The following is a 25350-nucleotide window of genomic DNA, read 5'->3' as shown; positions in this document are numbered from 1 at the left end:
TGGAGGATAGAATTATAAGAAATGAGGTGCCTGAGAGTGAATGTATTCAATAAGGTCACTTTAAGTACTCTTAAGAAAAATAAAACCAGGACCATAGTTACCATAATTGGCATCATTCTTTCAGCTGCGATGATAACGGCTATTACAACCTTTATATCTAGCTTTCAGAATTATATGGTGGATGTAGCCATATATAACAACGGTAATTGGCATGGAGTCTTATATGATGCAGAGGATGGTAGCATGGAGACATTAAAGAAGGAGAGTCTCGTTACCACCGCCTATGAGGCACAGATACTTGGCTATGCCCTTATGGAGGAAATTGAGATTGACTCTAAGCCTTATATTTATGTTTTGGGGATTGATGATGCCTTTACTGAGAATATGCCGATTCATTTAACCTCTGGAAGGCTTCCTGAGAATTCTAAGGAAATAATAGTTCCAACGGATTTAAGATCCACGGGAAGGCTAGACCTTAAGCTGGGGGATAGCCTAAAGCTTTCTCTTGGGGATAGAATTTTAGGTGACATTAGTCTTAATCAATCTAATGGTGTCCAATTTGATGAAAAGGGAAAAAAATTAGAGGAGCTGGTAGTTAGAGAGGAGAGGGCCTATACCGTTGTAGGAACCTATGAGACTCCAAGCTATGAGGATTTTATTTCACCAGGCTATAAGGCATTGACTATAAAGGACAACAACTCTGAAGGCTATCTTAGAGATGTTTATTTTAAAGCATCAGAGTCCACGGAAGTACGAGGCTTTTTAAAGGAATTAAGCTCAAAGGAGACGCTAAGCTTTGATAAATACTCTACCAATTACGAGCTTTTAAAATATAGCGGTGCCTCTCTGAATGAAAATTATTATACGGTATTATATGGCTTATCTGCAATTCTCATTGGACTTATCATCTTCGGCTCTGTATCTCTTATATATAATGCCTTTGCCATATCAGTCAGTGAAAGAACAAAACAGTTTGGCCTTTTATCCTCAATAGGTGCCACTAAGAAGCAGCTTAGAAGCAGTGTGCTTTTTGAAGGCTTTGTCCTTAGTATCATCGGTATACCCTTAGGAATACTTTCAGGTATCTTAGGTATAGGAGTTACCTTGGTTCTCATAGGGAATAAATTCTCTTCTATGATGAGTGATGCACCGGTAGCTATAAACCTTCATGTAAGCTTATTATCAGTGGTGGCTGCAGTAATCTTAGGGGTGATTACAGTGTTCATTTCTGCCTACATACCCTCAAGAAGAGCTACCAGGATTACAGCTATCGAAGCTATAAGGCAGAGCAGTGATATTAAAATTAAAAAAAAGAAGCTAAAAACCAATCCTTTAGTTTACAAAATCTTTGGCCTTGAGGGCATTCTTGCTGAAAAGCATTATAAGAGAAATAAGAAGCGCTACAGGGCGACGGTTTTTTCTCTATTTATCAGTGTGGTTCTTTTCATCTCTGCCAGCTCCCTGGTAAGCTACCTTTCCTATGGAGCAGATCAATCTATAGAAGTTAGGGAGTACGATATTTCTTATTCCAAAAGCTACACGGATGGAGCAGAGAGAGATTTGGATAAGCTTAAGGAGAAATTATCCTCTGTAGAAGGAGTGACTAAATCTGGCTATGTCTATTTTTCCGGGGCCAGCAGTATAGTTGATGAAACCAATGCCTCTCTGGAATTTAAAGAGATGAGATTTAAGGACATGCATTCTACCGATATGGAGCTTTATATCCATACCACTGTTTATGGAGTTGAGGACAGCGTATTTATAGAATATCTAGAGGAAAACAATCTGGATAAGGAGCTGTACATGAATCCGGAAAAGCCACTGGCTATAGCTTCTGACAGAGTTCGGGTTTATGATGATACTAAAGAAAAGTTTGTGACCTTCAATGTTTTCAATGAGAAGCAGGGAGTTGTTCAGTATAGGGGGTCTGATATAGAAAAGTATGATTCCACTCCAGAGTCTGAGAGAGAAAGTCTTACTGCTGAGGACCTTGATGTTTACTATCCCTTAGAATATGGGTATTTAACAGATGAGCTACCTTATGGGACTAGTAAAGATAGAGGCTTTAATCTGACTCTTGTATATGCAGAAAGTGTTATAGGAAATGCTCTTCCTTGGAATCAAATACTTAATGGAGATATATATTTCTCCGCAGAGGACCATACTGCCGTATTTGAGAAGCTTTCTGATGCTCTCTGGGATCTTGGAGAGCCTACCAACAGGCTTACTAACTATGCCGCCTGGGAGGATAGCGACAGGAATGTAATTCTTATAATCAATGTATTTTCCTATGGCTTCATAGTTCTCATATCCCTTATTGCTGTGGCCAATGTGTTTAATACCATTACCACAGGGATAAACTTAAGAAGAAGAGAGTTTGCCATGCTTAAATCTGTAGGGATGACAGAGAAGGGCTTTAAAAGGATGATGAGCTTTGAGAGCATCCTTTATGGAGTAAAAGGCTTAATCTATGGTATACCTGTAGCAGTTTTAGTAACCTACGGAATATATCTAAGCATGAATAGCGGCCTGGAAATGAGCTTTTATATGCCTTTAATGCCTGTGATAATATCAGTGTTCAGTGTTTTTGCTGTAGTATTTTCCAGCACCATCTATTCTATGAGAAAGATTAAAAAGGATAATCCGATAGATGCTTTAAGAAATGAAAATCTGTAGTTGGCTTTAGAATTCTAGCCTTAAAAGTGACTAAATTGTTATTCTGAAGTCACTGACCTGTCATCTTGAAATAGTAAAATAAACTCATAAATTAATTAGGAGGAAAACCCATGGAAATATTGAAAATAGAGAATTTAACGAAGGTATATGGTTCGGGAGATAACGAGGTAAGAGCCCTTGATGGAGTGTCCTTCTCTGTAAATAAAGGTGAATTTGTAGCTATCATAGGGCCATCTGGTTCTGGTAAATCCACACTTCTTCATATTTTAGGAGGAGTGGATAAGCCTACCTCCGGTAAGGTTTATATGGACGGCAACGATGTTTATGCACAAAATGATGAAAAGCTAGCAATCTTCAGAAGGCGTCAGGTTGGACTTATTTATCAGTTTTATAATTTGATACCGGTGCTTAATGTTACGGAAAATATGACCCTTCCTGTTTTGATGGATGGAAGAAAGGTTAATCAGGAAAGGCTCAATGAGCTTTTAGATACCCTTAACCTAAAAGGAAGAGAAGGACATTTACCAAATCAGCTTTCAGGAGGACAGCAGCAGAGAGTGTCCATAGGACGTGCACTCATGAATGCTCCAGCGGTAGTTCTAGCGGACGAGCCTACAGGAAACCTGGATTCAAAAAATAGTCATGAAATAATAGAGTTATTAAAGCTTTCTAATAAGAAATACAATCAAACCTTAATAATCATTACCCATGATGAAAACATAGCCCTTCAGGCTGACAGGGTGATAGCTATAGAGGATGGTAAAATTGTAAAAGATGAGGTGGTTCGAGGATGAATATATTCAACAAGGTCACTTTAAAGACCCTGATGAAGAATAAGACCAGGACTATAGTGACTATTATTGGTATAATCCTTTCAGCATCCATGTTTACGGCAGTCACCACTTCTATTTCCAGTCTGCAAAATTATATGATCAATGTATCTATATATAATAATGGGGACTGGGAGGGGGTATTATACTACTCTCAGGAGGAAACGCTTGACTCTATAAAAAATGATGACTACATAAAGGATGCCTTTGTAGGTCAGATTCTTGGCTACAGCTATGTGGAGGGTATACAGAATGATTATAAGCCTTATGTATATCTTTTAGGTGGTGATGAAGAGTTTATTGATAATATGCCTGTTCATATTACTAGTGGAAGGCTTCCGGAGAATTCTGAGGAGATAGTTCTTCCAGAGCATCTTAGCACCAATGGAGGTGTGCATTATAAGGTTGGTGATACCATCACCCTGAAGCTGGGAGACAGAACCATTGATGGAGAGGATATAGTTGTAGAGGATAAGGCTCTATTAGTGGACGGTAATGGCAAGTCTATAGAAGAGCTTAAGGTTAGGCTGGAAAGAACCTATACAGTAGTAGGCTTTATGGAGAGACCAGGCACTGAAAGCTATAATGCACCAGGATATACTGCTGTTACTCTCAAAGATCCTTCTCTTAAGGATGTACCATACAATGTGTATTTTACTACTGAAGAACCTAAGGATATTTTTGGATATTTAGACAATCTTTCCTCTCAGGAAGCATTGAGCTTTGAGGATTATTCTAACAATAGCGATGTCCTGAGATACAGGGGGTCCTCTGTGTATGAAAGCTTCTATTCTGTATTATACAGCCTGGCAGCAATATTGTTTTTTCTCATAGTCTTTGGTTCAGTCTCTCTTATCTACAATGCCTTTGCCATTTCTGTAAGTGAGAGAACAAAGCAGTTCGGACTCTTATCCTCTATTGGAGCTACTAAAAAGCAGCTGGGAAGAAGTGTGTTTTTTGAAGCCTTTTCTTTAAGTGTAATAGGGATTCCATTAGGTATACTCTTAGGAATAGTAGGAATTGGCGTGACTTTTTATCTGATTGGAGATAAGATGGCGGAGTCCCTGTATACTGGAGCTGTAAGCTTAAGGATAAGTGTAAGCCCTATGTCTATTATCATAGCTACATTACTGGCCTTGGTTACGGTATTTATATCTGCTTATATCCCTTCCCGTAGAGCCACAAGAATCACGGCCATTGAGGCTATAAGACAGAGCAATGACGTAAAGATAAAGGGCAAAAAAGTCAAAACCAGTAAGCTTGTATATAAGCTCTTCGGTCTTGAAGGAATACTGGCAGAAAAGCAGTATAAGAGGAACAAAAGGCGCTATAGAGCTACAGTTCTATCACTATTTATCAGTGTTGTCCTCTTTATCTCCGCCAGCTCCTTTGTAAGCTACCTCACGGACAGTGTATCTGTTACTACTGATGTGAGGGATTATGATATATCCTATTATCAAGGGGTTGATGATACAGGCTTTAATGAACTGGCTAAGCTTGCTGAAGAGTTTTCTTCTTTGGGAGGTATCACTAGAAGCTCTTATTATTATGAGGGAAGCTTCTCAATGCTTGTGGATGACTCCTTAGCCTCCGATAGGCTTAAGGAATTTCAGGTAGATACAGATAAAATTGAGGTTTATGGCAGTGTTTATGCTATAGAGGACAGTGAATTTATTAAGCTTTTAGAGGATAATGGCTTAGATAAGGATGTCTTTATGAATCCAGATAAGCCTATAGCTGTGATAACAGATTTCCTAAAGACCTATGATGACATTCAGCAAAAGGTTATAACCCTAGATGCTTTTAAAAAGGATCAAGGTAGTCTTATACTAAAGAATGTAGATTACGATAAATATAACGAGATTCCTGAAGATAAGCAAGACAGCACCCCTGAAGAGGAATATACTGAGTACATTACCTTAAATTTTGGATATATTACAGATGAAACTGCCTACGGTACTGATGTTGATTATGGCAATGGAGTGATGATTTTTTATCCTCAAAGCCTTATAAGCAAGGTAGTTCCAGAAGATACGTTTTTAAATGGCAGGATAGTTATATCCTCAGATAACCATGATGAAGCTTATGATAAGATGGTTGAGCTTCTTCAAAGCAAAGGGATGCCTACAGATAGCCTTGTAGATTATGCTTCCTTCGAGGATAATGATAGAAATATGATTCTCATTGTAAATGTCTTTTCCTATGGCTTTATAGTGCTCATATCCCTTATTGCTGTGGCAAATGTATTCAATACCATTTCCACCGGGATAAACCTTCGAAGGAGAGAGTTTGCCATGTTAAAGTCTGTGGGAATGACCCAAAAGGGCTTTAATAGGATGATGACCTTTGAGAGTATTCTCTATGGAGTAAAGGGACTTATATTTGGGCTTCCTGTAGCAGTTTTAGTGACCTATGCCATCTACAGAAGCATCAATGAAGGAGTGGAAACAGATTTCTATATTCCTTTAATGGCCATAGCTATAGCAGTGCTCAGCGTCTTTGCTGTAGTCTTTGCCAGCACCGTATACTCCATGAGCAAGATCAAGAAGGATAACCCCATAGATGCTTTAAAAAATGAGAATCTATAACTGTAGCTAGAGTATAAAGCTTAGCCAACTGAAAAAATACTCATAGCTATAGCTTAAAATAGATAAGGACCATGCTTTTTGCACTGCCTGTACTTCCCGCAGGCACAGTGTAAACTAGCATGGTCTTTTTTTATCTATAATCAGCTATTTAATGATTGTTTTTATTAATTATTTGCTATTTAGCCATTTTTATTAATCCTTATCTATTTGGTTTTCTATTAATTATTTACTATTTAGCTGCTTTTATTTATTAGTTCTACTATAGGTATAATATTTTCCTTATCTGTAAAATCAACAGGTTTATCGAAAGCCTCTAGCATGTCCAAAGCGTCTTCATCAGGATTTTTCATGCCTTGAAGCTTCTTCTTCATCATATTCATGAGAAGCTTGTTTCTGGTGCTAAGCTTAGAATAGTCAAAGCCTCCTCTGCAGTAGAAGGTGTGAATTATAGCTCTTTGGTCTTCAGTTAAATTTGATTCCCAAACCTTTTGAATATCCTTTTCTCTTGGGGGAGTTGCTCCTACGGCAAAGAGTATCAGCTTTTTATCCTTTAAGCTATCAAGGTTCTTTTTGATTAAGGATAAGCCATTGATTCCTATAGCATATAGGCCTCCTCCGTAGATTATCGTGTTGTAAGGGGTTAAATCCTCCAAAGCTAGCCTTTTATTTTCCTTAATATCACAGGAGAGCTCCTGGGAAAGCCACTCTGCATATTTCTTCGTATAGCCTGTTTCACTTTTGTATACAACTAGAATTTTATTAGTCATCATATATCCCTTCTCTTAATTACTGTATTTCAATTACTATAATTATACAGTTATTACCATTGCATATTCTATTTTATTTGATAAATATATAACAAAAGATGTGAAATTTTTCTACATAAAAGTAAAGGTCTTATAAATAGACTGAATATTGTGTAAAATATAACATATTTTGGTCACCATACTAATTTATCCTAGTATACTGATTATAGAGTGATGAAATGGGAGGGTTAGCATGGACAATTATAGAAGCATTAAAAAGGTACTATTAATTTTACTTATTGCTAATATCGCGGTAACAGCTGCTAAGGTGCTTTTAGGCTTAATCACTAATAGCTCTGCCTTATCTGCTGATGGCTTTCATTCTCTTGCAGATAGCGCAAATAATGTTATCGGGATAATAGGAATAACTCTGGCTGGACGACCTAAGGATTTAGAACATCCTTATGGCTATAAGAAGGTAGAAACCATGGCAAGTCTTATTATATCTGCGGCACTTTTATTTATGGCCTTTAATGTTATAAGTGAATCTATTTATAAGCTTTCTCATCCTAATTCCATTTATATTTCCCTGGAAAACCTGTTGATTCTTGCTGCTACCGTAGCTATAAATATCTTTGTTGCTTCTTATGAGAGAAAGAAGGGGCAGGAGTATAGCAGTCAATTCCTCATAGCCGATTCTATTCATACAAAAAGTGATATCTTTGTGTCTATAGGGGTTATTATTACCCTGATACTAATAAAGCTAGGGGTTCCCCCAATTATTGATGTGGTGATTTCTTTTGTGATTGCGATTTTTATCCTTAAGGCCTCCTATGATATCTTTAAGGACTGTATGTCTGTGCTCATGGATAAAAGAATTTTAGAGCTTACAGAGGTGGAAGCAGTAGTTAAGGAATTTCCTGTGATTAAAAATGTCCATAAGGTACGCTCCCGAGGCTTTCAGGATCATATATATTTAGATATGCACATTTTAGTAAGCATTGATTTAAATGTAGAAGAGGTTCATAGGCTTGTCCATGAGGTTGAAAGAAAGCTCCAAGAAAGGACAGAGAAGCATATAGATTTAGTTATTCATGTAGAGCCTTATTATGAGGATTATCCTACTCGGGTATCTTCAGGGTATTGATAAAATGGTTATTATTTAAAAGCCTCTTGGGTATTTACCTGAGAGGCTTAAATATTCAATCAAAGGTAGATAGTATTTTGAAAAAAGAATATAATAATAGAGTAATTTTCTTTAAAGGAAGGAAATAGTATAGTGTAATAATTTATGAATAAACAAGCTAGTGCTTGGCTACAATACTAATGTAGTTTATTGATGAAAGAAGGAAGGCGTAAAAAAATTGAATATACTTGTAACCCTTAATAGGAATTATGTGACTCAGCTTATAATCATGCTCAGGTCACTGCTCAAAAGCAATAAGGGGACTCTTTTTAATCTGTACATAATTCACTCCTCCCTGACCACTGAGGATTTTGAAAGAATAAATAGGGAAGAAGGCTTTGAAAATATTTCTTTGATAGATATTCATATAGATAAAAGACCCTTGGGAGATGCTCCTATAACAGAGAGATATCCTGAAGAAATGTATTATAGATTACTGGCTCCTATGTATCTTCCAAAGGATATGGATAGAATCCTTTATTTAGATCCAGATATTGTTGTGATTAATTCCTTGGAAAAGCTATATAACTGCTCCTTTGATGGAAATTTATTTGTAGCAGCCTCCCATACGGAGAGTTATTTAAACAGGACAAATAATAGTGATTTAGCTTCAGAAGAGGAAAAGAAATATATTAATTCTGGAGTAATGCTTATGAATTTAAAACTGCTTCGAGAAGAGTTAAACGTTCAGGAGCTGCTGAATTATATTAAGGCTAATAGAGAGCATCTGTGGCTCCCTGATCAGGATATAATCAGCGGAGTTTATGGAAAGAGAATTAAGCTGGTGGATGCTACGAAATATAATCTCAGTGAAAGGCTCTTAGTTTTTATTAATATCCATCCTCAAAGTGAAGTTATTACTTTAGATTGGATAAGGAAAAATACATCAATTATTCATTACTGCGGTGATAATAAGCCTTGGGAGGATAATTACATAGGTCAGCTAGATGTATTTTATAAGGAGAATTAAAATGGAATGGTATTGTGCCGTTTGGAACTCAGATAAAGCCTCCTACTCTGCTGGGGCTGAATATATATATGAGCTGCTCTGTCAGGGAAATACCTCCCTGGTTGCAGAATTTCCTGTGGTGGAGGAATTTTATCAGGAGCTTATGGAAAGGGCTCCTGAAGTAACCTGTCATAGGCTTGAGGGAGCTGTGCTAATGTCCTGTGACTTCTCACAGGCAGAGGAAGTAAATCAATTGGTGGAGGCTCTGGCAAAAAAACATGGACTATCCTTTTATGAGCCTCAGAATCTAAATTTTGTTCTGTAGATTGCTTATGATATGCAAATCCTTTTAACTCTAGATTACGATGAAATCTTGGATTATATTTTGCATCCTTGCCCTTTGTAGGTATCTTAAATGCACTTAGAATTCTGATATTGTTCTGAGGATTAGAGCGATTATTTACTAATTAATACAGTTTATCAATTATAAACAAAATTATGCAATAAGTTTGTTGTATGCTTGACATTGGAAGTTTTTGATGGTATAAATATTACGATATCTTTAAAGTCGGTACAGGGATGCCGAAAAGGTCAACGTAATACTGAAACTGCAGTTTTTTTGCACTTTTGACGATGAAACCAGATCCCTGTCCTTTTTTTGGACAGGTTTTTTTATTGCCAGAAGAGCTATATGAAATATAAGCAGTTTTTAGGGAACCTATAACGAGGGTTGAAGATATCTCTTAGAAATTATATTAAGTTTTAGGAGGAATTATTTATGGAAAAAAATCAAGTCATAGGTTATCTACCCGATGAAAGGCCTTCTCTTTGGAGGTTGTTCCTTTATGCAATTCAGCAGGTTATAGTAATGTTCCCAGCAACAGTAGCGGTTGCTATAATCACAGGTTTTCACATATCTACTACAATCTTTGCCAGCGGCTTTGCTACCATATGCTTTGTACTGGTTACAGGAAGAAAGATACCTCTCTACTACGGTTCAAGCTTCTCCTATGTAGCAGCTATAGGAAGCCTAATGGCCTCTGAAGCCCTTGCAGGATATAGTTTAAATGATAAGATAGCAACAGCTCAGTTCGGAATAATAATGTCTGGTTTTATTTCCATCTTCGCAGGCTTCATAATTGATAAATTTGGAAAAGAATATATAGAAAAAATACTACCGGCTTCTGTAACAGGCCCCATAGCCATGGTTATAGGCTTGACTCTAGCAGGAACAGCACTTCAGGATGCAGCTTCAATAGCCATAGATAATGCAGGAACCTTAGCCGTAGCTGAAAGCCAGATGGCAATGGCTCAAAACATGGCCTGGATAGTATCCTTGGTAACGGTTCTATCCACCATATTATTCTCTGTATACCTCAAGGGAATATGGGGACAGCTTCCCCTTCTATTAGGTCCAATACTAGGCTGCTTAACAGCCTTCATTATTCAGCTTACCACAGGGGTAAGCCTCTTCAAGGTACTTCCTGAAACAGCAAACAGCGGAATCTTCGCACTACCAATATTCACTCTGCCTAAGCCCTCCTGGATGGCTGTAGCGGCTATAATGCCAATAGCAATAGCAACTATACCAGAATCCACAGCCCATGTATTCCAGTTAGACATATACGTTAACGACCTTGCAAAGAAGAAGGGAAGCAGCAAGAGATATAATATTTCTGATAAGCTTGGATTAAATCTTATAGGTGACGGAATAGGCGATATAGTTTCAGGCTTTATCGGAGGTCCAGCTGGTACAAACTATGGAGAAAACATCAGCGCTATGGCAATTACTAGAGTGTTTTCCATACCAGTACTAATGGCGGCAGCAGTTATTGCAATGGTAATAGCCTGCTTTACTCCTCTAATAAACATCATATACTCCATTCCTACAGCAGTAATTGGTGGTCTTGAGGTTTACCTCTTCGGAGCCATCGCTGCCCAAGGAATAGCCATCATGATAGAAAAAGGAGTAGACATGTTCGACTCCAGAAACATAGCAGTTATAGCAACTATAATGATCATCGGCATCGGAGGCCAATACGGCTTCGGTGGAAACATCCCTTTCTTCGGTATGGAAGTTCCTTGTGTAGCAGGCGCGGCAGTCTTTGGTATAATAGTAAACCTGATGCTTAGCTTTGGGGATAGGATTAAGGGAGTTAAGAACTAAGAGTTGGATGAGGGCAGTGATAGCTTTGGATGCTATTGCTGCTTTTTTTATTAAAGATAAATAGAAAGATGAAAAGAATTATATAAGGGATAATTAAAAAGGTATGCAAAAGTTAGATTAGCCTCGCTTTTTTTACATAAAAGTTAATAATTAACCTAATAAATACAAGGTAATTCTTATTTTCTTAAAAATCAATTTTTCTATTAATTTTTTTTAGAAAATATCGATATTTTAAATGAATAATAAAAAGTGTATCTTATGTGAAAATAAAACAATTAATAGTTAAGGAGGCTTTCTAACATGTACGAAATTACAATTAACCCGGTTAAAAAAGAGGTATACGCTTTTGCAGAGGGATTTTTTACTTTAGAGGAAGCAAATAGTTTCATCGCTGACTTCAAAAGTAAGACAAGCAATATAAATACTAGTGGCTACAATCTTATAGTCAATACTAAGGAGCTTAAGACATGTACACCAGAGGTGGCTGCTAAGCTGGCTGATGTAATGGCTATGTACATAGAAAATCCATATAAAGGAAGATACATTGTTAAGTTAGAGTCAGTAGTTACTCAGAGTCAAGTTAATAGACTTGGCAAGAGTATTCCAGGTTTTATTGAAAATGTTGTTTTTGTTGATGACGAAAATGAAGCACGTAGATTAATTGGATAAGAAAGGGCTGTCGCTTTAGTGCGACGGCCCTTTTTTCTAAACTTTATATAAAAGAGAAACCATGTTATAGCCTGCACCCACGGAAGTTAATGTTATTAGATCCTTCTCTTTTACCTTTCCTTCCTTCATTGCTTCGTGATAAACCAGAAATGGACTTGTACATCCTGTATAGCCATACTTATCTCCATAATATAGTATCTTATCTGGATTTTCATCCATTGTATCTATTGTAGTTATTATATCACCCAATGAAAATTGAGAGAATATATGCTTATTGATATCCATTAGCTCATATCCTTCTTTTTCTAGCATTTCATTTAGTAATTTGCTCCATTCTGTTGATAAGAAAGAGAAATCAAAAGGATTCCAGACCATTTTCTTATCTTTGTCTTCAATATCTTCATCATCTAATTTTGTAAAACCACAAGCGGGATAATTGATTGTCCAAGAATAAGTTACATCTGCATAATAATTTGAAGCTATAAGACCTCTTCTTTCTTCTGATACTTCCTTTTCTAGTACAAGGGCGACACTTGAATCAGAAATAGTGGGATAGGGGATAAATTGACTGTCATCAAGAACCCTGCTTATATGTAGAGAACCAACTACTAAAGCTCTGTTGATTTTATCGCTAGAAAGCATATGGCTAACCATCTGGTCTAATGAAAGAAGCATGCTTGTACAGTTGCAGTTTGCATCATAGGCCATTTTTACATTATGGGCCTTGATCAGATTACCCAGGTATAGTGCATTAGAAGGTGCTGTGAATTCGGGAGTTTCAGTAGCAAAAACTATAGCATCTATATCTTCAGGCTTTAAATTTGCATTTGCTAAAGCGTCGTTACATGCCTTTTCGGCCAAGGTGATACATGTATCATTATTATCTATCCTATAGACCTTTTCTTTTCCTAAATGTTTCAGTAGACCTTCAATTTCAATATCTTGTTTTTTAAAATGTTCGATAAAATAATCTTTATGAATACTCTTCTTTCCAAGTACCATTCCTGAGCCTTTAATTACTACATTATTATACATTTAGTCACCTCTTTAAAAGAATATTATGTATTATTTATCGCATAAAATAAAATTTAATTAATAGTGAAATTCAAACATCTTATAGAAGTTATGCCAACTAATACCTTTGACATATTTCTCTAAGATATGATATTTTATTTTGATGAGTGACTGGCACATGAGTTATTACTTATTACGAAAGAAGAAATTTATAAATGGGGGATAGAGATGGAAAACTGGATAATTGTATTTGGTTTTGCTATTGGACTTGTAGCAATTATTAAAGGTGGAGATTATTTTGTAGATGCAGCTTCTTGGGCTTCCGAGGCGTCAGGAATTCCTAAATTTATAGTGGGAGCAACTATTGTAAGCTTGGCTACTACACTTCCAGAAATCATTGTTTCATCTATGGCTGCTTATAATGGCAGCGTAGATATGGCTATAGGAAATTCTATAGGATCTATAATAGCAAATACAGGGATGATACTTGCTATTAGTATTATTTTTATGCCGGTGGTTTTTGACAGGAGCAAGCTTATAATAAAGGCTGTTTTATTCATGGTGATAATAGCGGCTTTAGGAATTTTATCAATGTCAGGTCAGCTTACCCTTGGGAAGAGCCTTGTTCTTTTTGCTTTATTTGGGTTCTTTATATATGAAAATATTAAGAGTGCAAGAGAGTTAGATGAGGACTCCACAGAAAGCTATTCAGTACCTAAAGATAGAAAAACTGTGATTATAAACATAATTAAGTTTGTGGTAGGAACCTTAGGAATTGTCATAGGCTCAAGACTTCTTGTGAATAATGGTACTGAGCTTGCCATCATTATTGGTATACCTGAAAGCGTTGTTGGATTGACTGCGGTAGCTATAGGAACCTCTCTTCCAGAGCTAGTAACCACTATAAATGCAATAATTAGAAAAGAGTTCTCTTTGTCTGCAGGTAATATAATAGGAGCAAATATAATTAATGCCACATTGATACTTCCTATCTGTGCTATGATAACCAATGGAGCTATACCTGTATCCGCAAGAACCTTAATTTTAGATTTGCCAGTAGCCCTTGTGATTGCTGCCATAGCATTGATTCCTGCTCTTATTAAGGGAAGATTTCAAAGGTGGCAGGGCTTTACAGTGCTTGGAATTTATATAGCTTACGTTGTTTGTCTATTTTAAGAAGAATAAAGCTTGACAGTGCGTTTTAAATGAAATAAAGCTGTAAGTGAAAATAAAAATATAGCAGCAGAGGCTTTGAAGTTTAGTGAGCCGATGCTGCTTGTTTTTTATATAGGTATTGAGAAAAAATGTAAATTTATTTAAACTATATATATGAAGTGTAATATGGAGGCTATATTTCTAAAAATTAGAGTATAGCTTGGATGCAATTGGGTGGAATCTTGTAAACAAAGGGAGTTATTTGGTGGAATATAATTATAGTAATTAGGAACTTAAAGATGTTATAATCTATATGTAAATAAATGGTAATTATACTTATTTTAAGATTAAAATAATATTTTTAATTGGACAAGAGGAGTGGAGACAATGGATTCCGTCAAAGCATTTAACGAATTTCAGCTTAAGCTCCTGGGTAGGAATCAAATGGTTCAAAATTTCAGCTTAATACTTATACCCAGGAAGGAAGAGGTAAAGCTTAATAAAAAACAAAAGGATAAATATAAGTTAAATAACATAATATGCGTGCAAAAAAAGAACTAAGCCTATAAGGTTCTAGCATGGAAACAGATAATAGTACTAAATAATATAAAATATAACAAAAAGGGATAAAAATATTAAAAAATTATAAACTATCTTGTAGAGACAGTTTCTGTATGTTATACTTAAAATGAAGTCGAAAGACTTAACAAAAGAAAAATCTGTACAAAACTAAAGAAAAAATATACACAATACAAATGAAAATTAATCACAAAACAAAAGAATAAATATATACAATACAAATGAAAAGTATATCAAACAAAAGAAAAAATATACTATATAAAAACTAACGGAAAAGATTAAATAAAACAAAAGATAAATGAATATAGGAAAGCTAATGAATTGCAGCTCTATGCTGTGTAAGTGTATGTTACCACAATAAGCAAAGGATGAAGATTATCATTTAAGCTACCTATGAAGAAAAAGTAAGTAGCACAGGATAAAGAAGGGTTATCTGCGTACATAGCTTTGTATATCCATAGATTTTTATATAGGTAAATATTTAGGATAGTTTAATACATATAGTAGATAATTTTTGAGGAATATAGTCCTGCCTATTGGAGGACTTAAAACGAGGACAACCCCCTGTCATTTAAAAGACAGAGGGTTGTTTTTAATATATATAATCAATATAAATATTGTTTTTTCTAAAAATGTATTTAATTGTTATTTAATATGTATTATAATTATGAATGTTGAAATTTGCGCATATATCCATTAAAAACTCTTTGGATAATGCGCAATTTAATTGTTTAAAATACGGAGGTGGTACTAAAAGGTGAGATTTAAAGAACTTTTCGCTGCAAAAGATATGACTCAGGGAGAGCCCTGGAAACGAATTGCTGAATTTGCTGTGCCTATGCTTATAGGGAATTTAGCACAGCAGCTATATAATACTGCTGACTCAGTTATAGTAGGTATATATGTTGGGGATAATGCCTTAGCTGCCGTTGGCAGTGCTTCGCCAATACTAAATCTGCTTCTTGCGATATTTGTAGGGCTTTCTACGGGGGCCAGTATCATGGTTTCTCAAAGCTTTGGTGCCAAAGATAGAGAAAAGCTTTCTAGGTATATTGGCAACTGTATAACTCTTGCAGCAATAGCCACCCTGATAATTATGGTAATCGGCCCGATTGTTACAATGCCTTTATTGCGTATGTTGGATACTCCTGAGTCTATTATTAACTGGTGTGCCAGCTACTTAAATATATTCTTCATAGGAGCTGCAGGCTTTTTCTTTTATAATATGTTTTCTGGTATTTTACGAGGTATGGGGGACTCTGTTTCTGCGCTACTATTTCTTTTGGTGGCTGCGGCGTTGAATGTTGTATTAGATATTATCTTTGTGGCTCAGTTCAATATGGGTGTGGCCGGAGTATCCCTGGCAACGGTTATTGCTCAAGGTATATCTGCCCTTCTTTGTCTTATGAGGCTTCTAAAGATGAGAGATGTTTTTGATTTGAACCTTGAAATGCTGAAGCTTAAAAAGAAATATTCTATGAAGATATTAAAAATAGGAATACCTTCAGGAATTACCCAAGGAATAATGGCCATAGCAATGCTGGTTGTACAATCCCTTACAAACAGCCTTGGAGAGCTTGTAATTGCCTGTAATGTAATAATAATGAGAGTTGATGGCTTTGCAATGATGCCTAACATGACATTTGGACAGGCTATGAGTGTTTATACTGGACAAAACGTTGGTGCTGGAAGGGTAGATCGGGTTACTTCTGGCTTTAAGCAGGGCAGTATAATGGCTCTCTCCGTTTCTGGTGCAATAACCCTTGTGCTCCTATTTTTTGGACATCATCTTTTTGCAATATTTACCGATACAGCGGAGCTCATTGACCTTGCAGTGCGTATGATGAGAATACTAGCTATTGGGTATCTTGCTATTGCAGCATCACAGGTCATAGGGGGAGTTATGCGAGGCGCTGGTGATACGGTTACACCTATGTGGATATCCATAATAGCTACGATATTCCTTCGTGTTCCCTTAGCATATGGACTAGCTGCCTTAACTAGAAGCGAGGCATATCCCAATGGAAAGCCTGAAGCTTTATTTATTTCACTGCTGGTTTCCTGGAGTCTCGGAGCAATTATATCCCTCATAGCATACAAAGCTGGTAAGTGGAAGCAAAAGATGGAAATCACTGCTCTTCACAGAAGCGGGCTGGAAAGCTAGGTTAGTTAAAAATTAATGCTACAAAAAAATATAAATTTCAAAGCCACCCTTCTCTGGAAATGCTTCCTTAAAGGGTGGCTTATCTTTTGCATTTAATTTTTTATGTTGCTCTATAATCTTATTTTTCAAGCTCACATGCGAACGAATTCTCAGTTCTATGGTGACATTCACATGCAGAATATCGACAATCCACCTGTGGGACTTCGACAATTATAGCGCCAAATCTTCTAGGGAGCTGTAGATTCTCTGCATCTTTAGATCTGTGGAGGCGATGGTTTCGGCACACTCCTTAAGCTCCCGGACTATGGAGGAAGGGATATTTCCAGAGGACTTGTACCGCAGTTGATGCTCTAGGCTTGCCCAGAAATCCATGGCCATGGTTCTTATCTGAATTTCCACTGGCACCAGTTCCTTTCTGTCAGAAAAGAATACTGGAATTTTAACTACTAGATGGAGGCTTCTATAACCATTAGGCTTTGGATTTTTTATGTAATCTGTCTCTCTTATTAATATGATATCGTCCTGTGCCTTTAATAAACCTGCCACGCTGTAAATGTCCTCTATATAGGAGCATACTACTCTTACTCCTGCTATATCAAAAAGATTCTCCTTTGCTGATTCTATAGAGATTTCATGGCCTTTTCTTTCTAGCTTCTTAATTATACTCTCTAGAGATTTAAGCCTGCATTGGATGTCGTGTATGGGATTTCTGCTGTATTTTAGCTTAAATTCATCATCGAGTATTTCTAGCTTCGTACTGATTTCTTTAATAGCTGATTGATATAAGTTCTCCATTTCAAGATAGCTTGAACTTACATTTATGAAGCTGTGTAAATCTATCTGCCTTCCGGGGATATTTGAGTTTAAAAGGGGGATAGATTTTTTAATTATCATCTTTCATTGCTCCTTTGTACTAATATTAAAATAATTATGTCATATTATATTTTAATATATTTTTATGAAGTATGTATGAAAAAATAAAAAAATATTATTTAGGCGAATATGGAAACATATACAATTCATACTACATTCATAAATGTTGCTTATGATTATTATGATAGTCATGTTCAATAATTTAGTAGAAGAAATAAATTTATACGTATATACTAATATTTAGGTAATAATTGTAATATGCAGCAGAAGGTGATAATGGACAGATAAATAAATTTTACAGGGAAATTTAGAGCCGTAGATAACTTATTATTTTGAGTTTTTTTGAGCATTTTGAGAAAGGAAGAAAGACATGAAGAAACTATTAAGGTATTTAAAGCCATATAGTCTTTTGATAATATTGGCTTTTCTATTGTTGTTTGGACAGGTAATGAGTGAGCTGAGCCTTCCTAATTATATGTCTAACATAGTTAATATAGGTATACAAAAGGAGGGAATAGAAGAAACCTCCCCTAAGGCCATTACACCAGAAGCTTTAGAAATCTTTGGTTATTTTATGACTGAAGAGGATAGAAGTTTTTATAAGTCAAGCTATGAGCTCGTTGAGCCAACGGACAAGGAAGCTTCAGAATATGCCGAGGATTATCCTGCTCTAAAGGATGAGGCTATATATGTGAGAGCACCATTAACAGAAGAGGAAGAAGCTAGGCTAGGCAATGTCTTCGGAAAAAGTGTTTTTGCCTTTATGGATTTTATTGAGAACATGGCAAAAGAACAGGGGGGAGCTCCCTTAGATTCTTCTGGAAATGCTGGAGAAGGAGAGAACTTTTCTACTGAGGATGTAGATATTGAGGATTTATATGAGCTTATACCTGTTTTTCAGGGGCTTCCTCCTACAGCCTTTGAGACCTCCATTGACTATGCAGATAGTTTAGATTCCAGCTTTTACAGTCAATCTTCTCCTTATATTATTCAAATGATTTACAGAGATCTTGGTGTAGATACTGACGCTATAAGAAGTGGCTATATACTAAAAATAGGAGCGATAATGCTTCTTATAACCTTTTTAGGAGTATTGGCAACAGTTGGCGTGGGCTTTCTCTCTGCCAGGATTGGTGCAGGGGTTTCCAGGTCTCTTCGAAGAGATGTATTTAAAAAGGTTGAAAGCTTTTCTAATAATGAGTTTGATAAGTTTTCCACGGCATCCCTGATCACCAGGACAACTAATGATATAACCCAGGTGCAGATGCTTATTATCATGGGTCTTCGTATCCTGTGCTATGCTCCTATTATGGGGGTTGGTGGTATTATTATGGCCCTCCGAAAGAGCTTATCCCTAAGCTGGATAATAGCTGTTGCAGTTATTGTGATGCTTGGTCTTGTTGCTGTTATATTTTCCATAGCTCTTCCTAGATTTAAGATTATACAGAAGCTAGTGGATAGGCTTAATCTTGTGACAAGAGAAAACTTAAGCGGAATGATGGTTATCAGAGCCTTCAGCAATCAAGCCTTTGAGGAGAAGAGATTTGATAAGGCAAATACTGATTTAACCACCACAAATCTTTTTGTAAATAGGACCATGTCCTTTATGATGCCAATAATGATGTTTATAATGAATCTCGTTACCCTTACCATAGTTTGGGTAGGAGCAAAGGAGATAAATAATGCAACTCTTCAGGTGGGTGATATGATAGCCTTCATGCAGTATGGAATGCAGATAATCTTTTCCTTCCTGATGATAGCCATGATGTTTATTATGGTTCCAAGAGCAAGCGTATCAGCTGTGCGTATTTTTGAGGTTTTAGATACAGAGCCAGAAATATTAGAGCCTGAAGCTCCATTAAGCCTTGGAGAAAAGCCGCAGGGTCTTATTGAATTTAAAAATGTAAGCTTCCGCTATCATAATGCAGAAAGCGATGTACTAGAGGATATTTCCTTCACAGCAAAGCCTGGTGAAACCACAGCATTCATAGGCTCCACCGGTGCAGGTAAATCTACCTTAATTAATTTAATTCCTCGCTTTTATGATGTAACAGAAGGGGAAATATTAATTGATGGAATAGATGTAAAAGACCTATCTCTCAAGGAACTAAGAGAAAATATAGGCTATGTACCTCAAAAGGGAATATTATTCTCTGGAGATATAACCTCAAATATTAGCTATGGAAAAGAAGATGCATCCTCGGAAGAACTGGAGCTTGCTGCTGAAATAGCCCAGGCTACAGAATTTATAGAAAGCAAGGAAGAGGGATATAATACACGTATCTCTCAAGGTGGCTCTAATGTATCTGGAGGGCAGAAGCAGAGGCTCTCTATTGCCAGGGCCCTCATAAAGAAGCCTCCTATATATATTTTCGATGATAGCTTTTCAGCCTTGGATTTTAAAACCGATGCAGCCCTAAGACGTGCTCTTAAGAAGCACACTGGTGGCTCTACAGTGCTGATTGTTGCTCAGAGAATAAGCACCATAATGAATGCAGAGCAGATAATTGTACTGGATGAAGGCCGTGTTGTTGGTAAAGGAGTCCATAAGGATCTATTGATGAATTGTAGAGCCTACAGAGAAATTGCAGAATCTCAGCTTTCAGAGGAGGAATTATAATATGAGCTCAAATAATGAAGACAGAAATAATGCTCCTGGAGGCGGAAATGGACCTATGGGAGGCAATGGACCTAGAAGAGGTAGAGGGCACATGGGCGGCCCTATGGGGATGATGCCAGGAGCCAAGGCAAAGGATTTTAAGGGAAGTGTAAAGAAGCTTGCAGCCTATTTATCTCCTTATAAGTTCAGGATTTTTGCCGTAGTATTATTTGCAATTGGCTCTGTAATATTTACTATTATGGGACCTAAGGTTCTAGCAAGAGCTACTAATGAGCTTTATTCAGGTATTATTGGAAAGCTCACGGGAAGTGGAGAGGGAATTAACTTTACTAATATTAGAAATATAATGCTTACCCTCATAGGCTTATACTCTATCAGCGCTATCTTTTCACTGCTGCAGAGCTATATAATGACTGGTGTCACCATGAAGGTAACCTATAATTTAAGAACTAACATAATGAAAAAAATCAACAGAATGCCTCTAAACTACTTTGATAAGACTAATCATGGAGAGGTTCTTTCAAGGGTTACCAATGATGTGGATACCTTAAGCCAGAGCTTAAATCAAAGCGTAACTCAGATGATCACTTCCTTAACCACGGTAGTTGGTATTTTGGTAATGATGCTTTCTATAAGTGGAACTCTTACCATTGTAGCACTGCTTACAATTCCCGTATCCTTGTTGCTTATTATCGGTGTGGTGAAGAAGTCTCAGAAATACTTTAAGTCACAGCAGGAATACCTTGGTCATGTAAATGGCCATGTGGAAGAGATGTACGGCGGACATGTAGTTATGAAGGCATTTAATGGAGAAGAGAAATCCGTTAAAAAGTTTGATGAATATAATGATACCCTTTATGAGTCCTCCTGGAAGTCTCAATTTTTATCAGGGCTTATGATGCCCATGATGACCTTTGTAGGAAACCTTGGTTACGTAGCAATTTGTATTTTAGGTGGATGGATGGCTTCTAAGGGAACCCTAAATGTAGGAGATATTCAAGCATTCATACAATATGTGCGCAACTTTACTCAGCCTCTCAGTCAGCTAGCTAATATTTCTAATGTACTTCAGCAGACTGCTGCTTCTGCAGAAAGAGTTTTTGAATTCCTAGAAGAAGAGGAAGAGGTAAAAGAGGAGGTTAAGTACACTATAGCTGGTGAAGGAGAGGATACTTCTGAGACCCGTATCAAGATAGAGGGCAATGTAGAATTCAAGGATGTGCATTTTGGCTACGATCCTGAAAAAATTATAATAAATGATTTTTCTGCCAAAGCTAGAGCAGGTCAGAAGGTTGCTATCGTTGGACCTACAGGGGCTGGTAAAACCACCATGGTTAAGCTGCTTATGAGATTTTATGATGTTAATGATGGGGCAATACTCATCGATGGTCATGATATCAGAGATTTCTCCAGAGAGGATTTAAGATCACTCTTTGGAATGGTGCTCCAGGATACCTGGCTTTATAATGGTACCATTATGGATAATATACGATATGGTAATCTAAATGCTTCTGAGACAGAAGTAAGAGCAGCAGCTAAAGCAGCACAGGTAGACCACTTTGTGGCAACCCTGCCTGGTGGCTATAACATGGTGCTCAATGAGGATGCCAGCAATGTATCCCAGGGCCAAAAGCAGCTATTAACTATAGCTAGAGCCTTCCTTAAGGATCCAAAGATACTGATTCTTGACGAAGCCACCAGCTCCGTAGATACACGTACAGAGGTCCTTATACAGAAGGCCATGGATAACCTTATGAAGGGCAGAACTAGCTTTGTAATAGCTCACAGACTTTCAACTATCAAAAATGCTGACCTAATTCTCTGCATGAATGATGGAGATATAGTGGAGCAGGGAACTCATCAGGAGCTTCTAAAGCTCAATGGCTTCTATGCTAAGCTTTATAACAGCCAGTTTGAAAAGACCTCTGCCTGATATAATGACATAGACTGTCAAGGAATACTATTTTTCCTTGATAATCTATGTCCTCTTTTTCAATAAAAGAACTAAGTATTATTTAATGAAACTATGAAGAGTATATATTAATATTGGTGTCTTATATATGTATTCTTTGAATATATTTTAATATAGGTGTTTTTTATAAGTATTAATGTTAATATATTCCTAGAGAATGGTTGATGATGTATATATTACTCAGAACTGTGGAAGCTCGGTGTATCTATATCAATTATCTTTCTGTTATTTAAAGAGATAATAGTTTATTGTAAGTGTAAGCTTTTATAAGTTATAATGTTTAATGGACTAATTTTAAATAGTTATTTTATTAAGGCCTATAGATATATTGTCCCTGAACTATACGAATAGACTTCTTGAGGTAATTAAGAAGAAATGATAAATTAACCTTTAGTAATAGGTGTTTTAGGAGGATTAGTATGAGTAAAAAGATGCTTCTAATAATGAACCCTTTTTCAGGGAAGATGCAGTGTAGAAATTACTTATTTGATATGGTAGATATTTTTAGTAAGGATGGCTATGAGGTAACGGTATATCCTACCCGGAAAAGATATGATGCTACGGAGCTTACTATAAAAAAAGGAAATGAATATGATTTGATTGCCTGCTGTGGAGGGGACGGAACCCTAAATGAGGTGATAACTGGGGCTATGTCTATAGAGAATGCACCACCTCTAGGTTATATTCCCTCAGGAACTACTAATGACTTAGCCACAAGCCTTAAGATGCCTAAAAACATGGTAGATGCGGCAATGAACGTGGTTAACGGAGTTCCCTTCTTATATGATATCGGCACCTTTAATAATCAATATTTTGCATATATAGCTGCCTTTGGAGCTTTTACAGAGGTATCCTACCAGACCTCTCAGCAGGTAAAGAATTCCCTTGGACATCTTGCATATATATTAGAGGGAATAAGACGGTTCACAGAAATAAAAGCTTATCATCTTATAATAGAACATGATGGAGGTACTGTAGAAGGAGATTATATCTTTGGTTCTATAACAAACTCCACATCTGTAGCAGGACTGCTAACCTTAGATAAGGAAAAGGTAAGATTAAATGATGGACTCTTTGAATTATTGCTTATTAAGAGTCCCAAAAATATAATTGATTTGAACGGAATAATTACAGGTCTTTTGACTCAAAATTATGATCATAATTATATATCTCTATTCCATAGCTCTAGGGTAAAGATTTACTCCGAGGTAGAAATCCCCTGGACTCTTGATGGAGAAAATGGAGGAAGACATACCAACGTGGAGATAGTTAATAATCCAAGAAGCGTTACTCTGTTAGTAAGCGAGGAAGTAGTCAGATAAAATAATAGAAATAACAATGATAAAATTATCAAAACATAAATAATATTAATAATGATATAGCTTCTTTAAGGAATGCGTAGTAAGGTTGATTAGCTGCCAGGCTTTTTACTTACTCATTGCAATTCCCTGGGGAGGCTGTTTTTTTATGAAGGCTCATTGAAAAACTAACTTCCTTTTTTTATGAAATAGATATCGTGATACAAGTTTATAAAATATAATGTAGTTAAGGGTATAATTTGAATAAGGATAGAGGGGAGATTAATAATGTTTGATAGTGGTTTTAATGAAGGTTCAGTAGATTTTATGTTTTCGGTTCTGCCTGCTTTTATTATGATTTTTTCTATTGTGGTTTTTGGAATAATAATATTTAATGTGACAAAAGGAATTATGCAGTGGAATACAAACAATAAATCTCCGTTAGCCACTGCAGAGGTTAAGGTAAGTTCAAAAAGAGGAGAGGTAACCCACCACCATCACCATCATGGTAATGAAGCAGGAGTTCATCATACCTCCAGTACCTACTATTATGTAACCTTTGAGCTAATCTCCGGTGAAAGAATTGAGCTAGAGGTAAATGGAAAGGAATATGGAATGATATCCGAAGGAGACAGAGGGATCCTCACATATCAAGGGACTAGATATAAGGGGTTTCAGAGGAATATTTAGTGAATCATCACAGAAGAAAGTAATGAAATTTTTATCTATACATCAAAAATAGGAGGGAATTTCTATGACCAAGGCTTTGGTGTTGGGAGGAAGTGGACTTGTTGGCTCAGCAGTAATAAATGAAATGAATAAATATAATTATTTTGAGGTTTATTCAACGTATTTTAAAAATCCAATACTGCTTGATACAGTTAGAAATTTCAAACTTGATATAGAAGATTTGGTTAATATAAATACTATATTGAATGATATAAAACCCAATATTGTAGTTTCAAGTTTAAGAGGAGATTTTAATAAACAGCTAATAGCACATGAAAAAATCGCTAAGTTTTTGAAAGCCACAGGTGGAAGTTTATATTTTTTCTCTACCACCAATGTATTTGATAATGATTATAGTAGACCTCACTATGAAGAAGATTTACCTAATGCCCAATCTGAATATGGGCAATATAAGCTAGAATGTGAGAAGAAAATTCTTGATATATTGGGAGATAACGCTTGTATATTAAGGATTCCTCAAGTTTGGAGCAAGAATTCCCCGAGAATGAAGGAGCTCTTACATTCGCTTAACTACAATAAAAAAATTATAGTATATCCAAAGCTCTTTTTAAATACAAATACTGATGTTATGATAGCAAGGCAATTGTGTTATATAATAAATAATGATTTGAAGGGAATATTCCATTTGGCATCAGAAGAGGAAGTTAATTATAAGAATTTTTATCTTGAGTTAATTTCCAGATTAGGGTTTAAAAATGTAACGGTTGAAGATGATTTTGAAGTAGAAGGATACTTTACGCTTTTATCAAAAAGAAACAATAACTTTCCTGAACAATTAAGGTTTACTTATAAATCTGTAATTGATTATTTGACACTATAAAATGAGTTATATAATTTTATATATTTATTAAAGTGTAAGACGAGGGAATCTTCAAAGAGGATATCCCTTGTCTTTTTATATTGATAAAATCATCTTGTATTACAGCATAATAATTCTGAAAATTATAGAGAATGTGTTGACCATTTTATAAAAGGAGCATATAATGAAATTAACATATGAGTAATTGCTCATATGAACATATGAAGCTGTAAGTATACACACATGAATAAATTTTGATTACTTCAGGAGTCTATTTGGATATATAAGAAAAACTTTATTTAGGTGCAAAAAACC

The 25350-nt window shown here is 36.1% G+C and carries 18 protein-coding genes; 15 read left to right on the top strand and 3 right to left on the bottom strand.

The window, feature by feature from the left end; translation table 11 throughout:
- Positions 1-36: 36 nt before the first annotated feature.
- From ACPWSR_RS04920 to ACPWSR_RS04910, 3 genes are all read left to right on the top strand, one after another.
- Complete coding sequence (locus ACPWSR_RS04920; protein ID WP_426350590.1) at positions 37-2676, top strand: ABC transporter permease; 2640 nt, start codon at positions 37-39, stop codon at positions 2674-2676.
- A 110-nt stretch (positions 2677-2786) separates the two neighbouring features.
- Positions 2787-3470, top strand: coding sequence for an ABC transporter ATP-binding protein (locus ACPWSR_RS04915; RefSeq protein ID WP_426350589.1), 684 nt, complete (start codon positions 2787-2789; stop codon positions 3468-3470).
- The gene (locus ACPWSR_RS04910; RefSeq protein WP_426350588.1) at positions 3467-6094 is read left to right on the top strand and encodes an FtsX-like permease family protein; all 2628 of its coding nucleotides are present in this window, start codon (positions 3467-3469) and stop codon (positions 6092-6094) included. Before ACPWSR_RS04915 ends, ACPWSR_RS04910 begins: the two co-directional genes overlap by 4 nt.
- Before the next feature lie 233 nt (positions 6095-6327).
- Here the strand turns inward: ACPWSR_RS04910 and ACPWSR_RS04905 are convergent, their stop codons facing one another.
- A complete protein-coding gene (locus ACPWSR_RS04905; protein ID WP_426350587.1) occupies positions 6328-6864 on the bottom strand; it encodes a flavodoxin domain-containing protein in 537 nt (178 codons plus the stop codon).
- Positions 6865-7093: 229 nt separating this feature from the next.
- On the opposite strand from ACPWSR_RS04905, the gene ACPWSR_RS04900 reads away from it, so the two are divergent.
- The 5 genes from ACPWSR_RS04900 (at position 7094) to ACPWSR_RS04880 (ending at position 11811) form a co-directional block, all read left to right on the top strand.
- Positions 7094-7987, top strand: a complete 894-nt coding sequence (locus tag ACPWSR_RS04900) for a cation diffusion facilitator family transporter (protein ID WP_426350586.1) — start codon at positions 7094-7096, stop codon at positions 7985-7987.
- Positions 7988-8204: 217 nt separating this feature from the next.
- Positions 8205-8996 carry a glycosyltransferase family 8 protein gene (locus tag ACPWSR_RS04895; RefSeq protein WP_426350585.1) on the top strand — a complete coding sequence of 264 codons (792 nt, stop codon included), beginning with the start codon at positions 8205-8207 and terminating at the stop codon, positions 8994-8996.
- A gap of 1 nt (position 8997) precedes the next feature.
- Positions 8998-9300 (top strand): hypothetical protein, encoded by a 303-nt coding sequence (locus ACPWSR_RS04890; protein WP_426350584.1) that lies wholly within the window; start codon positions 8998-9000, stop codon positions 9298-9300.
- 453 nt (positions 9301-9753) lie between these two features.
- The gene (locus ACPWSR_RS04885; RefSeq protein ID WP_426350583.1) at positions 9754-11142 is read left to right on the top strand and encodes a uracil-xanthine permease family protein; all 1389 of its coding nucleotides are present in this window, start codon (positions 9754-9756) and stop codon (positions 11140-11142) included.
- A 300-nt stretch (positions 11143-11442) separates the two neighbouring features.
- A complete protein-coding gene (locus ACPWSR_RS04880; protein ID WP_426350582.1) occupies positions 11443-11811 on the top strand; it encodes a hypothetical protein in 369 nt (122 codons plus the stop codon).
- A gap of 36 nt (positions 11812-11847) precedes the next feature.
- Here the strand turns inward: ACPWSR_RS04880 and ACPWSR_RS04875 are convergent, their stop codons facing one another.
- On the bottom strand, positions 11848-12846 hold the full coding sequence (locus tag ACPWSR_RS04875) for a 3-oxoacyl-[acyl-carrier-protein] synthase III C-terminal domain-containing protein (RefSeq protein ID WP_426350581.1): 999 nt from the start codon (positions 12844-12846) through the stop codon (positions 11848-11850).
- Positions 12847-13053: 207 nt separating this feature from the next.
- On the opposite strand from ACPWSR_RS04875, the gene ACPWSR_RS04870 reads away from it, so the two are divergent.
- Positions 13054-14001, top strand: a complete 948-nt coding sequence (locus ACPWSR_RS04870) for a calcium/sodium antiporter (RefSeq protein ID WP_426350580.1) — start codon at positions 13054-13056, stop codon at positions 13999-14001.
- Positions 14002-15316: 1315 nt separating this feature from the next.
- Positions 15317-16723: an MATE family efflux transporter gene (locus tag ACPWSR_RS04865; RefSeq protein ID WP_426350579.1), complete on the top strand. Its 1407-nt coding sequence runs from the start codon at positions 15317-15319 to the stop codon at positions 16721-16723.
- Between the two features lie 210 nt (positions 16724-16933).
- Here ACPWSR_RS04865 and ACPWSR_RS04860 read toward each other — a convergent pair whose 3' ends face one another.
- Positions 16934-17617: a GTP pyrophosphokinase gene (locus tag ACPWSR_RS04860; protein ID WP_426350578.1), complete on the bottom strand. Its 684-nt coding sequence runs from the start codon at positions 17615-17617 to the stop codon at positions 16934-16936.
- 349 nt (positions 17618-17966) lie between these two features.
- On the opposite strand from ACPWSR_RS04860, the gene ACPWSR_RS04855 reads away from it, so the two are divergent.
- The 5 genes from ACPWSR_RS04855 (at position 17967) to ACPWSR_RS04835 (ending at position 25056) form a co-directional block, all read left to right on the top strand.
- Positions 17967-20216: an ABC transporter ATP-binding protein gene (locus ACPWSR_RS04855; protein ID WP_426350577.1), complete on the top strand. Its 2250-nt coding sequence runs from the start codon at positions 17967-17969 to the stop codon at positions 20214-20216.
- A gap of 1 nt (position 20217) precedes the next feature.
- Entirely contained in the window at positions 20218-22149 is a 1932-nt protein-coding gene (locus ACPWSR_RS04850; RefSeq protein WP_426350576.1) for an ABC transporter ATP-binding protein, read from the top strand.
- Between the two features lie 458 nt (positions 22150-22607).
- Positions 22608-23510, top strand: a complete 903-nt coding sequence (locus tag ACPWSR_RS04845; RefSeq protein WP_426350575.1) for a diacylglycerol/lipid kinase family protein — start codon at positions 22608-22610, stop codon at positions 23508-23510.
- Positions 23511-23774: 264 nt separating this feature from the next.
- Positions 23775-24176: a DUF2500 domain-containing protein gene (locus tag ACPWSR_RS04840; RefSeq protein WP_426350574.1), complete on the top strand. Its 402-nt coding sequence runs from the start codon at positions 23775-23777 to the stop codon at positions 24174-24176.
- Positions 24177-24240: 64 nt separating this feature from the next.
- Positions 24241-25056, top strand: coding sequence for a sugar nucleotide-binding protein (locus tag ACPWSR_RS04835; RefSeq protein WP_426350573.1), 816 nt, complete (start codon positions 24241-24243; stop codon positions 25054-25056).
- Positions 25057-25350 lie beyond the last annotated feature (294 nt).

The organism is Alloiococcus sp. CFN-8 (assembly GCF_049943125.1).
In the GTDB taxonomy this organism is placed as follows: Bacteria; Bacillota; Clostridia; order Clostridiales; family Clostridiaceae; genus JAEXZL01.
This window is presented reverse-complemented; position numbering and strand designations above follow the sequence as displayed.

Excerpts from the sequence above, each read along its gene's own strand:
- ACPWSR_RS04915 (WP_426350589.1), top strand. The coding sequence starts at position 2,787 with ATGGAAATATTGAAAATAGAGAATTTAACGAAGGTATATGGTTCGGGA.
- ACPWSR_RS04910 (WP_426350588.1), top strand. The coding sequence starts at position 3,467 with ATGAATATATTCAACAAGGTCACTTTAAAGACCCTGATGAAGAATAAG.
- ACPWSR_RS04905 (WP_426350587.1), bottom strand. The coding sequence starts at position 6,864 with ATGATGACTAATAAAATTCTAGTTGTATACAAAAGTGAAACAGGCTAT.
- ACPWSR_RS04900 (WP_426350586.1), top strand. The coding sequence starts at position 7,094 with ATGGACAATTATAGAAGCATTAAAAAGGTACTATTAATTTTACTTATT.
- ACPWSR_RS04890 (WP_426350584.1), top strand. The coding sequence starts at position 8,998 with ATGGAATGGTATTGTGCCGTTTGGAACTCAGATAAAGCCTCCTACTCT.
- ACPWSR_RS04885 (WP_426350583.1), top strand. The coding sequence starts at position 9,754 with ATGGAAAAAAATCAAGTCATAGGTTATCTACCCGATGAAAGGCCTTCT.
- ACPWSR_RS04880 (WP_426350582.1), top strand. The coding sequence starts at position 11,443 with ATGTACGAAATTACAATTAACCCGGTTAAAAAAGAGGTATACGCTTTT.
- ACPWSR_RS04875 (WP_426350581.1), bottom strand. The coding sequence starts at position 12,846 with ATGTATAATAATGTAGTAATTAAAGGCTCAGGAATGGTACTTGGAAAG.
- ACPWSR_RS04870 (WP_426350580.1), top strand. The coding sequence starts at position 13,054 with ATGGAAAACTGGATAATTGTATTTGGTTTTGCTATTGGACTTGTAGCA.
- ACPWSR_RS04860 (WP_426350578.1), bottom strand. The coding sequence starts at position 17,617 with ATGATAATTAAAAAATCTATCCCCCTTTTAAACTCAAATATCCCCGGA.
- ACPWSR_RS04855 (WP_426350577.1), top strand. The coding sequence starts at position 17,967 with ATGAAGAAACTATTAAGGTATTTAAAGCCATATAGTCTTTTGATAATA.
- ACPWSR_RS04850 (WP_426350576.1), top strand. The coding sequence starts at position 20,218 with ATGAGCTCAAATAATGAAGACAGAAATAATGCTCCTGGAGGCGGAAAT.
- ACPWSR_RS04845 (WP_426350575.1), top strand. The coding sequence starts at position 22,608 with ATGAGTAAAAAGATGCTTCTAATAATGAACCCTTTTTCAGGGAAGATG.
- ACPWSR_RS04840 (WP_426350574.1), top strand. The coding sequence starts at position 23,775 with ATGTTTGATAGTGGTTTTAATGAAGGTTCAGTAGATTTTATGTTTTCG.
- ACPWSR_RS04835 (WP_426350573.1), top strand. The coding sequence starts at position 24,241 with ATGACCAAGGCTTTGGTGTTGGGAGGAAGTGGACTTGTTGGCTCAGCA.